This is a genomic window from Streptomyces sp. NPDC059524 (genome assembly GCF_042749255.1).
GTDB classification, from domain to species: Bacteria; Actinomycetota; Actinomycetes; order Streptomycetales; family Streptomycetaceae; genus Streptomyces; species Streptomyces xanthii.
On sequence record NZ_JBHYTK010000001.1, the window covers coordinates 26,851 to 40,927 of the forward strand.

The following is a 14,077-nucleotide window of genomic DNA, read 5'->3' on the forward strand; positions in this document are numbered from 1 at the left end:
GGTGTGTCTCCGATCGTTCAGTGGCCGGCCCGCGGGGCGCGGCGGTCCGCCAGGGTGCGTGCGATCCGGCCGAGGGCCTCGGGCCGGGCGAGGCCGGCGTGGTCGGTGTCCAGGTGGTGCTCCTCGACCCGGCCGGACACGTAGGGGCTCCAGTTGCCGGGGGTGAGCGCGGGGTCGGTGCGGCCGACGGTGGCGCCGAAGAACACCAGGTCGCCGTCGAACCGGGCGGGCCGGAAGTCGGCGATGAGCCGCGTGTTGTTGAGGAAGACGGTGACCATGCGGGTGACCGAGGCGTCGTCGAGATGGGCGAGCGCGCTGCCGGTCTCGCCGAGCCGTTCGAGGACGGCGGCGCGTTCCAGGGGTGCGTCGCCGAAGGCCTCGGCGCGGTCGACTCCCGCGGCGTTGAGCAGGATCGCGAGGACCTGTTCCTCGCCGACCTCGTGCTCGGTGCCGTCGTAGGCGTCGGGGTAGCCGTCGAGGACGGCGAGGAGGCTGACCTCGGCGCCCTCTTCCTGGAGCCGGGTGGCGACGGCGTGGGCGACGAGGCCGCCGAAGGACCAGCCGAGGATCTCGTAGGGGCCCTCGGGGACGGTCTTGCGGATCTGGTCGGCGTAGTCGCGGGCCATGGCGTCGATGTCGGCGGGCAGCGGCTCCTCCTGGCTCAGGCCGCGGGCCTGGAGCGCGTACAGGGGCTGCTCGCGGTCGATGTGGCGCAGCAGTCCGGAGTAGATCCAGCCGAAGCCGCCGGCCGGGTGGACGCAGAACAGCGGGGTGCCGCCGCCGCCCGCGCGCAGGGGCAGCACGACGCCGAACGGGTCCTGCCGGCCGCCCGGTTCGCCGTCGATGCGCGCGGCGAGCGCGGCGACGGTGGGGGCTTCGAAGAGGGTGCGTACGCCGATGTCGCCGCCGAGTTCGGCGCGGACGCGTCCGGCGAGGCGGGTGGCGAGCATGGAGTGGCCGCCGAGTTCGAAGAAGTTGTCGTCGATGCCGACCCGTTCGGCGCCGAGGACCTCGGCGAACAGCCGGCACAGCAGTTCCTCGCGCGGGCCGCGGGGCAGCCGTCCGGTGCCGCCGCCCCACACGGGTTCGGGCAGGGCGGCGCGGTCGAGCTTGCCGTTCGGGGTGACCGGCAGGGAGGTCATGGGCACGAAGGCGGCCGGGACCATGTAGTCGGGCAGCGACTGTTCCAGTTCGGCGCGGAGTTCGCCGGTGGGCACGTCCTCGCCGACGAGGTAGGCGACGAGGGCCTTGTCCCCGCCGGGTCCGGGGCGGGCGACGACGGCGGCGCGGGTGACGGCGGGGTGGGTGGCCAGGGCGGTCTCGATCTCGCCGGGTTCGACGCGGAAGCCGCGGATCTTGACCTGCTGGTCGGACCGGCCGAGGAACTCCAGGAGGCCGCGGGCGCCGCGCCGGGCGATGTCGCCGGTGCGGTACATGCGTCCGCCGACGTCGCCGAAGAGTTCGGCGTACGGGTCGGCCGTGAACCGCTCGGCGGTGCGGGCCGGCTGGTCGAGGTAGCCGCGGGCGAGGCCGGCGCCTGCGATGTACAGCTCACCGGGGACGCCGGGCGGCACGGGCCGCAGGCGCTCGTCCAGGACGTAGGCGCGGGTCTCGTCCAGGGGGCGGCCGATGGGCACGGCGGCCGGGACCTGTCCGGCCTCGGTGAAGCGGTGCCAGGTGCAGCCGAGGGTGATCTCGGTCGGCCCGTACAGGACCTTGACGGTGGTGCCGGGGCAGGCTTCGAGGACGCGGCGCACGGCGGTGGGCGACACGACGTCGCCGCCCGTCCACACGTCCTTGACGCCCGCGAAGACCTCGGGGGCCTCGTCGGCGACCACACCGAGCAGCCCGGCCGTCAGCAGCAGCGACGTGACGCCCTGCTCGGCCAGGACGCCGCGCAGGGCGTGCGCGTCGATGTTCCCGGGCGGCGCGACGACGATGCGGCCGCCGGCCAGGAGGGGGCTCCACAGTTCGTAGGTGGAGATGTCGAAGGCGTAGGGGCTGTGCATGAGGACGCGGGAGTCGGCGGTGGTCTCCCAGCAGCGGTCCACGGCGAGGGCGATGGCGTCGCGGTGGGTGATGCCGATGCCCTTGGGCACGCCGGTGGATCCGGAGGTGTACATGATGTACGCCAACTGGTCGGGCAGCACGGAGACTTCGGGGGCGTCGGTGCGCTCGGCGCCCGGTCCGTCGTCCGGGGTGAGGGTGGGGACGCCCAGGCGTGCGGCGGTCGCGGCGTGCGTGTCGTCGGTGAGCAGGAGGGTCGCCCCGGTGTCGGACAGCACGTGCCGCATCCGGTCCTCGGGGTAGCCGGTGTGCAGCGGCACGTAGGCTCCGCCCGCCTTGAGGACGGCGAGCGTGGTGACGACGAGGTGCGCGGAGCGTTCCTGGAGGACGGCGACGGGGGTTCCCGGGCGGACGCCGTCGGCGACGAGGCGGTGCGCCAGCGCGTTGGCGCGGGCGTCCAGGGCGGCGTAGGTGAGGGTCGTGCCGCCGGGTTCGGTGACGGCGACGGCGTCCGGAGTGGCGGTGGCGCGCTCCGCGACGCGGCGCGGCAGTGAGGCGTCGGCGGCCTCCCGGCCGGGGCGGTGTGCCGTGTCGTTCCAGCCGGTGAGGACCAGGCTGCGCTCCCCCGCGCCCAGGACGGGCACGTCGGTGATGCTCATGTCGGGGTCGGTGGAGACGTAGCGCAGGAAGGAGATCAGGCGGTCGGTGAGCGCCTGGGCGGTCGCCGCGTCGAACAGGTCGGTGCTGTACTCGAGCACGGCGTCGATGCCCTGGGGCTCGCCGTCCGTGTGCCGTTCGGCCAGGTTGAACGTCAGGTCGAACTTGGCGGCGCCGAGGGCGACCACCTCGGGCCGCACGGTGAGGCCGGGCAGCTCCAGGACGGCTTCCGGGGTGTTCTGGAGAGCCAGCAGCACCTGGAAGAGCGGGTGCCGGGAAAGAGAGCGCCCGGGGCTGAGCTCCTCCACGAGCTTGTCGAAGGGCACGTCCTGGTTGGCGTACGCGGCGAGGTCGAACTCGCGGACGCGGTCGAGGAGTTCACGGAAGCTGGGGTCGCCGGAGGTGTCGGTGCGCAGCACGAGGGTGTTGACGAAGAAGCCGACGAGGTCGTCGAGGGCGTCGTCGGTGCGGCCCGCGATCGGGCTGCCGACCGGGATGTCGGTGCCCGCCCCGTGCCGGGTGAGGACCGCGGACAGGGCGGCCTGGAGCACCATGAAGAGGCTGGCGCCGTTGGAGCGGGCCAGGTCGAGCAGTTGCCGGTGCAGGGCGGGGTCGAGGGTGCGGAAGACGGCTTCGCCACGGTGCGCGGGGACGGCCGGGCGGGGCCGGTCCGCGGGCAGTTGCAGCTCGTCGGGCAGGTCGGCCAGTGCTTCCTTCCAGTAGGCGTTCTGCCGGGCGACGGTGCTGGCCGGGTCCGTCGCGTCGCCGAGCACCTCGCGCTGCCACAGCGTGTAGTCGGCGTACTGCACGGGCAGCGGCGCGTACTCGGGGGCGCGGCCGGCGCGGCGGGCGTCGTAGGCGGTGACGAGGTCGCGGGTGAGCGGGGCGAGCGACCAGCCGTCACCGGCGATGTGGTGCATGAGCAGCAGCAGAACGTGCTCCCGCTCGCCGACGCGGAACAGGACGGTCCGCAGGGGCAGGTCGGTGGTGAGGTCGAAGGAGTGCCGTGCGGCGGCGGCGAGTTCGGTGGCGAGCCCGTCCTCGGTGGTGTCGCACAGGTGCAGGACGGGGCGGGCCTCGTCCGGGGCGAGGATGTGCTGGCGGGGGCCGCCGTCCTCGTCCTCGGGGAAGACGGTGCGCAGGGTCTCGTGGCGGGCCGTCACGTCGGCGAGCGCCGCTTCGAGGGCTTCCGCGTCCAGGGTGCCGGTCAGGCGCAGGCCCACCGGCATGTTGTAGCCGGGGTCGCCGCCGGTGAGCCGGCCCAGGAACCACAGCCGCCGCTGGGCGGGCGACAGGGGCAGGGTGTCCGGCCGGGGCCTGGACACGAGGGCGGGACGGCTCCGGCCGTGCTCGGCCGCGGCCACGGCCTCGGCGAGCCGTGCCACGGTGGGCCCTTCGAACAGGTCGCGCAGCGAGATCTCGGCGCCCAGGACGGTACGGACGCGGCTGAGCAGGCGGGTGGCGAGCAGGGAGTGTCCGCCGAGGTCGAAGAAGTTGTCGTCGATGCCGACCCGTTCGGCGCCGAGGACCTCGGCGAACAGGCCGCACAGGACCTCCTCGCGCGGGTCGCGCGGGGCGCGGCCGGCCGCGTCGGGGGCGTCCGGGGCCGGCAGTGCCGCGCGGTCCAGCTTGCCGTTCGGGGTGAGCGGCAGCTCGTCCAGGGCGATCCAGGCGGAGGGCACCATGAAGTCGGGCAGCTTCGTGGCGAGGCGGGCGCGGACCTCGGTGAGGTCGACGCCGTCGCGGGTAACGAGGTAGGCGACGAGGCGGTCGCCGTGCGGGACGGCGGCGGCGCGGACGACGCCCGGGTGGGCGGTGAGCTCCGCCTCGACCTCGGCGGGCTCCACGCGGAAGCCACGGATCTTGACCTGGTGGTCGACGCGCCCGGCGAACTCCAGCAGGCCGTCGGCGTTCCAGCGGCCGAGGTCGCCGGTGCGGTACATGCGGGTGCCGGGGGCGCCGAACGGGTCGGCGACGAACCGCGCCGCGGTCTGGGCGGGCTGCCCCAGGTAGCCGCGGGCGACGCCCGCGCCCGCGAGGTACAGCTCGCCGGTGACGCCCGGCGGCACGGGGCGCAGGGCGCTGTCGAGGACGTAGACGCGGTCGTGGTCGACGGGGCGTCCGATCGGCGCGGAGGCCGGCCAGTCGGCCGGGTCGGCGGGCAGGGTGTGGGTGGTGACGGCGTGCGTCTCGGCGGGGCCGTACACGTTGTGCAGGCGCCGGCCGGGGAGCGCGTGGGCGAGGTCGCGGACGCGGGCGCTGGGGGTGAGGGCCTCGCCGCCCTGGAGGATGTCGGTGAGCCGGGGCAGGGTGCGGCCCGCCTCGGCGGCGGCCTCGGCGACGGCCTCGACGACGAGGTTCGGCGCGAAGAGCTCGGACACCTCCTGCTCGTCGAGCCAGGCGGCGAGGAGTTCGGCGCTGTGCCGCACGTCCTCGGACGGCACGACCAGGGCCTTGCCCATGACCAGCGGGGAGAGGATCTCCTGGACGGAGAAGTCGAAGCCGATGGCGGTGAACTGGGCGGTGCGCACACCGGCCGCGCCGGGGAAGCGGCGGGCGTGCCAGGTCAGCAGGTTCTCGAGGCCGCTGCCGGGCATGACGACGGCCTTGGGCGTGCCCGTGGAGCCGGACGTGTAGATGACGTACGCCGGATGCTGCGGCAGCAGCGCCGACGCCCGCTCACCGTCCGTCAGATCCCCGTCCGCGTACCCCTCAAGACCCGACGGCATCGCATCGAGCACCAGGGCCGGGGACGCGTCCTCCAGCATGAACGCGATCCGCTCCGCCGGATACGACACATCCACCGGCAGATACGCGCCACCCGCCTTCAGCACCGCCAGCAGCGCCACATACAGATCCAGCGAACGCGGCATGCGCAGAGCGACCACGCTCTCCGGGCCCACACCCCGCTCCACCAGATACCGCGCCAGCCGGTTCGCCCGCGCGTTCAGCTCCGCGTAGGTGAGCGACGCGTCGTCGTGCACCAGTGCCAGGGCGTCCGGCGTCCGCGCCACTTGGCGTTCGAAGAGCTCCGGGACGCGCGCGTCCTCGGTCCGCTCCGTCGCCTCGGTCTCGTTCCAGTCCTCGAGGACCCGCCGGCGTTCGGCGGGGTCGAGGAGTTCGATGCGGTTCACGCGGGCGCCGGGGTCGTCCGCGACGGCTTCGAGGAGGCGCAGCAGCCGGTCGACGAGGGCCTGGGCGGTGCTCCGCTCGAACAGGTCGGTGCTGTACTCCAGGGCGGCGCGGACGCCGCCGGGCGCGCCGTCGCCCGCGCGCAGTTCGACCATGCTCAGGTGCAGGTCGAACTTGGCGACGCCGACGCCGACGGCAAGTGCCTCGGCGGTGAGGCCGGGCAGGGTGAGGCGGGCCTCGCCGCTGTTCTGGAAGGCGAGCATGACCTGGAAGAGCGGGTGCCGGGACAGGGAGCGCTCGGGGCGCAGCCGTTCCACGAGCTTCTCGAAGGGCACGTCCTGGTTGGCGTAGGCCGCGAGGTCCGTCTCCCGTACGCGGTCGACGAGTTCGGCGAAGGTGGGGTCGCCGGAGGTGTCGGTGCGCAGCACGAGGGTGTTGACGAAGAAGCCGACGAGGTCGTCGAGGGCGTCGTCGGTGCGGCCCGCGATCGGGCTGCCGACCGGGATGTCGGTGCCGGCGCCGTGCCGGGTGAGCAGGGTCGCGAACGCGGCCTGGAGCACCATGAACAGGCTGGCCCGGCGTTCGCCGGCGAGGGCGGCGAGCCGCTGGTGCAGGGCGGGTTCGATGAGGAACGGCACCTGGTCGCCGCGGTGGGTGGCGACCGCGGGGCGGGGCCGGTCGGTGGGCAGCCGCAGCTCCTCCGGGATCCCGTTCAGGGCCTCGGCCCAGTGGGCGAGCTGGCGGGCGTGGCGGCTGTCCGGGTCGTGCTCGTCGCCGAGCAGTTCGCGCTGCCAGAGCGTGTAGTCGGCGTACTGGACCGGCAGCGGCGCGAAGTCGGGGGCGCGGCCGGCGCGGCGGGCGGCGTAGGCCTCGGTGAGGTCGCGGGCGAGCGGCGGCCAGGACCAGCCGTCACCGGCGATGTGGTGCATGAGCAGGAGCAGGACGTGCTCCCGCTCGCCGAGCTCGAACAGGGAGGCGCGCAGGGGCGGTTCGTGGGCGAGGTCGAAGCCGCGGCGGGCGGCCTCGGCGAGGTCGGCCTCCAGCCCTTCGACGGTGGCGGTCCGGGTCTCGAGGGCGGGGGTGGCCGGTTCGAGGATCTGCTGGCGCGGGACGCCGCCGCGCTCGGGGTAGACGGTGCGCAGCGCCTCGTGGCGGGCGGTGACGTCGCCGAGGGCGGCGCGCAGGGCGTCCCGGTCCAGGTCGCCGGTCAGGCGCAGGCTCATCGGGATGTTGTAGGTGGCGCTGGGGCCCTCCATGCGGTGCAGGAACCAGAGCCGGTACTGGGCGAAGGACAGCGGCACCTCGTCGGGGCGGGTACGGGCGGTCAGGGCGGGCCGGGCCTCCTGGGCGCCGTCGATGCGTTCGGCGAGCGCGGCGACGGTGGGGGCCTGGAACAGGTCGCGGACGGCGAGTTCGGCGCCGAGCACGGTGCGGATGCGGCTGAGCAGACGGGTCGCGAGGAGCGAGTGACCGCCGAGGTCGAAGAAGCTGCGGTCGATGCCGACGCGGGGCAGGCCGAGCACCTCGGCGAACAGGGTGGAGAGGATCTCCTCGCGCCGGGTGCGCGGCTCCTGTCCGGTGGCCTCGGCGCCCTGGTCGGGGGCGGGCAGGGCGGCCCGGTCGAGCTTTCCGTTGGCCGTCAGGGGCAGCGCGTCGAGCATCACGTAGGCGGCGGGGGCCATGTGGGCGGGCAGCCGCTCGGCGACGAGGTCGCGCAGAGCGCCGGTGAGCCGGGTGTCCTCGCCGCCGCGGGCGGGGTCGTTGGCGAACGGCCGGGCCTCGCCGCCGCGCGGCAGGTGGGCCGGGCCGTCGCCCCGGTACGCGTCGAAGGTGTCGTCGCGGGCGCCCCAGGTGCACCGGGCGCCGAGGGCGTGGAGGGTGTCGGGGTCGAGGGCCTCGGCGGGCAGCGGCCCGTCGAGCAGTCCGGCGGCCTCGGCGGCGGCCGGCCCGTCGAGCGCGCGCAGGGCGGCGCTCTCGCGAACGAGGCGGGCGTTGGGGATGCCGGTGATACGGAGGGGGCCGCCGTGGCGCAGCGCCTCTTCGAGGGCGTCGGCGGTGTCGAGGTCGGTGCCCCAGACGAGGGTCCGCTCTCCCCCGGCCTTGCGGTCGTCCTGGCCGGCGCCGTCGGCGGGGGCCCGGCGCAGCGTGACGTCGTAGCGGTGGCGGCTCATCTCGTTGTGGTGGGAGCCGGCGCGCAGGGTGATGTCGGCGCCGGCGAACAGCGGCTCGCGCGCGGCGAGATCCGTGAAGAAGTCGGGGTCGAGGAGGAGTTCCTTCTCGGTGGTCAGGGACTGCTCGACGGCGGCGCGCACGGCGGCCGGGTCGGCGAAGGCGCCGGCGCGGCGCAGTTCCACGGCGGTGCGGAAGGTGCGCAGGGTGCGCAGGTTGCGGACGTCGCCGAGGAAGACGGTGCCGCCGGGGACCAGGAACCGGGCGGTGGCGCGCAGCACGTCGGCGAGGTAGTCGGCGTTCGGGAAGTACTGGACGACGGAGTTGACGACGACGGTGTCGAAGCAGCCCTCTGGCAGGCCCTGCGTCTCGTGCGCGGCGCCCGCGCGCACGGTGACCTTCCCGGCCAGGTCGGGCCGGGTCTCCAGGCGGGCACGGAGCTGGTCGACGACGCTCGCGGACAGGTCGGTGCCCCAGTACTCGCTCACGTGCGGGGCCACCTGGGAGAGGATCAGGCCGGTGCCGCAGCCGATCTCCAGGACCCGGCGCGGCCGCAGGGCGAGGACGCGGTCGACGGTGGCCGCGCGCCATTCGCGCATCTCGGCCAGGGGGATCTCGGCGCCGGTGTAGCTGCTGTTCCAGCCGGAGAAGTCCTCGCCGAACGCGCGGCCGGGCTCGGCCTCGTAGAGCTGCTCGTACGTCTCCTGCCACATGTCGATCTGGTCGGCGCCGCGGGCGGTGTCCCGCTCGGTGCCGTGCGGGTCGCGCACGACGTAGGCCACGAGGCGCTTGCCGGTGCCGGCGGGGCCGTCCTCGCGGGCGACGACGGCGGCGGTGGCGACGGCGGGGTGCGCGGTGAGCGCCGCCTCGATCTCGCCGGGTTCGACGCGGAAGCCGCGGATCTTGAGCTGCTGGTCGGCGCGGCCCGCGAACTCCAGGGTGCCGTCGGCGCGCAGGCGCGCCAGGTCTCCGGTGCGGTACATGCGGGCGCCCGTCTCGCCGAACAGGAGCGCGTACGGGTCGGGCACGAACCGGGCGGCGGTCAGCTCGGGGCGGCCGAGGTAGCCGCGGGCGAGCCCGGTGCCGGCGACGTACATCTCGCCGGTGACGCCGGGCGGCACGGGACGCAGCCGCTCGTCCAGGACGTACACGCGGGCGCCGGGCACGGGGCGCCCGATCGGGGGCACGACGGCGCCGGCGAGGGGCTCGCTCATGGTGGCGCACACGGTCGTCTCGGTGAGTCCGTACGCGTTGACCATGCGCCGGCCGGGGGCGAAGCGGGCCGTCTGGTCGGGGGCCGTGACGTCACCGGCGACGATCAGGTCGGTGCCGGGCGGCAGCGCGTCGTCGGGCATCGCGGGCAGGGCGCTGGGCGGCAGGGCGATCAGGGTGACGCCCTGGTCGCGCACGAGCCGGGCCAGGCCGGGGCCCGGCAGCAGGTCGTCGGCGGCGGCGAGGACGAGCCCGGCGCCCGACAGGAGCGCGGCCGTCAGCTCCCACAGCGCGGCGTCGAAGCTGATGGACGCGAAGTTGAGGACGCGGCTTCCCGGGCCGAGGCCGAACCCGGCGAACTGTGCCGGCAGGGTCGCGGCCGCGGTGCCGTGGGGCACGACGACGCCCTTGGGCAGCCCGGTGGAGCCGGAGGTGTAGATGACGTACGCGGGGTGCTCCGGGCGCAGCGGCGCCGTGCGGTCCGCGTCGGTGAGCGGGGTGTCCGGGTAGGCGCTCAGGTCCTGCGGCACGGCGTCCAGGACGAGGGCCGGGCGGGCGTCGGCGCACATGTGCGCGATGCGGTCGGCCGGATAGTCCGGATCGATGGGCAGGTAGGCGGCGCCGCTCTTCCACACGGCGAGCAGCGCGGTGATCAGGTCCAGGGAGCGGGGCAGGCGCAGGCCGACGATCCGCTCGGGTCCCGCGCCCTGGGCGACGAGGTGGCGGGCGAGCCGGTTGGCGCGCGCGTCGACCTGGGCGTACGTGAGCGTGCGGTCGCCCATGACCAGGGCGGTGGCGTCGGGGGTGCGGGCGGCCTGCTCCTCGAAGAGGGCGGTGAGGGTGGTCGCCGGGGCCGGTCCGGGGGCGTCCGTCGCCGTGTTGAGGCCGACGAGCAGCCGGTGGCGCTCGGCGGCGCCCAGCAGGTCGACGGAGCCGATGGTGCGCTTCGGGTCGTCGGCGACAGCCTCCAGGAGCCGGACCAGGCGCTCGCCGAGGGCCTCCACGGTGGTGCGCTCGAAGAGCTCGGTGCTGAACTCCCAGTCGCCGCGGATGCCCGCCCGGGTGCCGTCCGCGGTGTGCTCCTCGACGACGGCGAGACCCAGGTCGAACTTGGCGAAGCCGACGCGGACGGGTTCGGGCGCGACGGTCAGGCCGGGCAGGGCGAGGTCGGCGGCGGGCATGGACTGGAGCGCGAGGACGACCTGGAAGAGCGGGTTGCGGGCGAGGGACCGCTCGGGGTTGACCTCCTCGACGAGCTTCTCGAAGGGCAGGTCCTGGTGGGTGTAGGCGGCGAGGTCGAACTGCTTCACCCGCTCCAGGAGTTCGGCGAAGGTGGGGTCGCCGGAGGTGTCGGTGCGCAGCACGAGCGTGTTGACGAAGAAGCCGACGAGGTCGTCGAGGGCGTCGTCGGTGCGGCCCGCGATCGGGCTGCCGACCGGGATGTCGGTGCCGGCCCCGTGCCGGGTGAGCAGGGCGGCGAACGCGGCCTGCAGCACCATGAACAGGGAGCAGTCCCCGGCCTTCGCCAGGGCGGTGAGCTTCTCGTGCAGGGCGGCCGGGATCCGGAAGGGCACGGTCTCGCCGCGGTGGCTCGCGACGGCGGGCCGCGCGTGGTCGGTGGGCAGCTCAAGGTGCGCGGGCGAGCCCTTGAGGGCCTCGCGCCAGTGCGCGAGCTGGGCGCCGTGCAGGGACCGGTCGTCGTTCTCGTCGCCGAGCAGGTCGCGCTGCCACAGCGTGTAGTCGGCGTACTGCACGGGCAGCGGCGCCCAGTCGGGGGCGCCGCCCGCGCTCCGGGCGGCGTAGGCGCGGCCGAGGTCGCGGGCCAGGGGCGCGAGGGACCAGCCGTCGCCCGCGATGTGGTGCAGCAGCAGGAGCAGGACGTGCTCCTGCTCGCCGAGCTCGAACAGGGTCGCGCGCAGGGGCAGTTCGCGGGTCAGGTCGTAGGGCCGGGCGGCCTCCTGCGCGAGCCGCTCGGCGAGCGTCGCCTCCTCGGCGGGCTCCACGCCGAGCGCGGGCACGGCGTCGACGGCCGGCAGGATCTCCTGGTAGGGCTCACCCGCGTGGCTCGGGTAGCGGGTGCGCAGCGTCTCGTGGCGGGCGGTCAGGTCGGCGAGCGCGGCGCGCAGCGCGGCCCGGTCGACGTCGCCGCGCAGCCGGAGGGCGAGCGGGATGGTGTACGTGCTGTTGGGGCCGTCGAGCCGCCCGAGGAACCACAGCCGGCGCTGGGCGTACGAGAGCGGCAGCCGGCCCGGACGGGCCGCGGGCTCCAGGGCGGGGCGGGCTCCGGCGGCGCCGTCGAGCCGCTCGGCGAGTCCGGCGACGGTCGGCGCCTCGAACAGGTCGCGCAGGCTGATCTCGGCGCCGAGAACGGTACGGACCCGGCTGATGAGCCGGGTGGCGAGCAGGGAGTGGCCGCCGAGGTCGAAGAAGTTGTCGTCGATGCCGGGCCGCGGGACCTTCAGGACGGTCGCGAACAGGTCGCTGAGGATCTCCTCGCGCGGGGAGCGCGGGGAGCGGCGGACGGTGGTCGTCCGGGGCGCGGGCAGTGCGGCCCGGTCGAGCTTGCCGTTGGGGGTGAGCGGCAGCGCGTCGAGGGCGACGACGGCGGCCGGGACCATGAACTCGGGCAGGCCGCGGGCCAGTTCGGTGCGCAGGGCTGCGGGGTCGACGGGGCCCTGGGCGGGGACGACGTAGGCGACGAGGCGTTTGTCGCCGGGCCGGTCCTCGCGGGCGAGCACGGCGGCGCGGGCGACGGCGGGCAGGGCGGTGAGGGCCGCCTCGACCTCGCCGGGCTCGATGCGGAAGCCGCGGATCTTGACCTGGTGGTCGGCGCGTCCGGCGAACTCCAGCTGGCCGTCGGCGTTCCAGCGGCCGAGGTCGCCGGTGCGGTACATGCGGGTGCCGGGGGCGCCGTACGGGTCGGCGACGAAGCGCTCCGCGCTCTGCGCGGGCCGGTTCAGGTAGCCGCGCGACAGGCCCGCGCCCGCGAGGTAGAGCTCACCGACGGCGCCGGGGGCGACCGGGCGCAGCGCGCTGTCCAGGACGTAGACGCGGGCGCCGGTGACCGGGGCGCCGACGGGGGCGCTCTCCGCCCAGTCGGCGGGGCTCTCGGGCAGGGCGGTGCCCGTCATCACGTGGGTCTCGGCCGGCCCGTAGTGGTTGTGCAGACGGCGCCCGGGGACGGCGGCGACGAACGCGCGCACACCGGGGCCGAGGGTCAGGGCCTCGCCGGCCTGGGCGATGTGGCGCAGCGCGGGCAGGGTGCGGCCGGACTCGGCGGCGGCCTCGGCGACGGCCTCGACGACGAGGTTCGGGGCGTAGAGCTCGGCGATCTCGTGCGCGTCGAGCCAGGCGGTGAACTGCTCCCCGCTGCGCCGCACGTCCTCGGGCGGCACGACGAGGGTCTTGCCGTGCAGCAGGGTGCCGAGGATCTCCTGGGCGGCGACGTCGAAGCCGATGGTGGTGAACTGGGCGACGGGGGTCCCGGCCGGGCCGGGCATCTCGCGGGCGTGCCAGGCGAGCAGGTTGGCGAACGCTCCGCCGGGCATGACGACGGCCTTGGGCGTGCCGGTGGAGCCGGACGTGTAGATGACGTACGCCGGATGCTGCGGCAGCAGCGCCAACGTCCGCTCACCATCGGTCAGATCCCCGTCCGCGTACCCCTCAAGACCCGACGGCATCGCCTCCAGGACCAGGGCCGGAGCCGCGTCCTCCAGCATGAACGCGATCCGCTCCGCCGGATACGACACGTCCACCGGCAGATACGCGCCACCCGCCTTCAGCACCGCCAGCAGCGCCACGTAAAGGTCGAGGCAGCGCGGCATGCGCAGGGCGACCACGCTCTCCGGGCCCACACCCCGCTCCACCAGATACCGCGCCAGCCGGTTCGCCCGCGCGTTCAGCTCCGCGTAGGTGAGCGTGTCGGGGCCCACGGCGAGGGCCGTGGTGTCGGGGGTGCGGGCGGCCTGCTCCTCGAAGAGGGCGGGCAGGGTGTGGCCCGCGTCCGGGTCGCCGCTCGTGTTGAACTCCTCGACGACGCGGTGCTCCACGTCGGCGGGCAGCAGGGCGAGGCGGCCGACGGGCCGGTCGGCGCCGTGCTCGGCGACGGCGGCGAGCACGGTGTCGAGGCGGCGCAGCAGCTCCCGGGCGCCGCTCTCGTCGAGGACGTCGCCGCGGTGGTCGAGGCGGAAGCGGAGGGTCTCGCCGGGGATGGCGAGGAGGCTGAGCGGGTAGTGGGTGGCGTCGCCGACCTCGAAGCCGGCCAGGCGCAGGCCGCGGGACTCGGCGCGCAGGACGGCCGGGTCGAGCGGATAGTTCTCGAACACGACGACGGTGTCGAAGAGTTCACCGGTCCCGGCGGCGGCCTGGACGTCGGTGAGGGAGAGGTGGCGGTGCTCGATGAGCGCGGCCTGCTCCCGCTGGACCCGGCCGAGCAGCTCACCGAGGGTCTCGGCGGGGCGGATCCGCACCCGGACGGGCAGGGTGTTGATGAACATGCCGATGGTGGACTCGATGCCGGGTATCTCCGGCGGCCGGTGGGAGACGGTGGCGCCGAACACGACGTCGTCGCGGCCCAGTTCGGCGCCGAGGAGCAGCGCCCACACGCCCTGGACCAGGGTGTTGAGGGTGAGGCCGAGGGAGCGGGCGAGGGTGGTGAGGCGCTGGGTGGTCGGGGCGTCGGTCTCGTGCCAGATCTGCCCGGGCAGCGCCGCCGCGGCGGCGCCCCGGCCGGATCCGGCGTCCGCGACCAGGCTGGGCCCGTCGAGGTCCGCGAGGGCGGTGCGCCAGGCGGCGCGGGGGGGGGCGGGGGGGGGCGGCCCCCGCCCCCCCCCCCCCCGCGGGGGGGGGGGGGGCGGGGGGGGGGGCGGGGGGGGGCGCCCCCCCCCCGCGCGACGCGAGA

General features: G+C 75.3%; 1 protein-coding gene. It reads right to left on the minus strand.

Going from position 1 to position 14,077, the window contains the following annotated elements:
* Positions 1-17 precede the first annotated feature (17 nt).
* Positions 18-13,928: an amino acid adenylation domain-containing protein gene (locus ACFW9D_RS00090; protein ID WP_384616403.1), complete on the minus strand. Its 13,911-nt coding sequence runs from the start codon at positions 13,926-13,928 to the stop codon at positions 18-20.
* Positions 13,929-14,077: the final 149 nt, after the last annotated feature.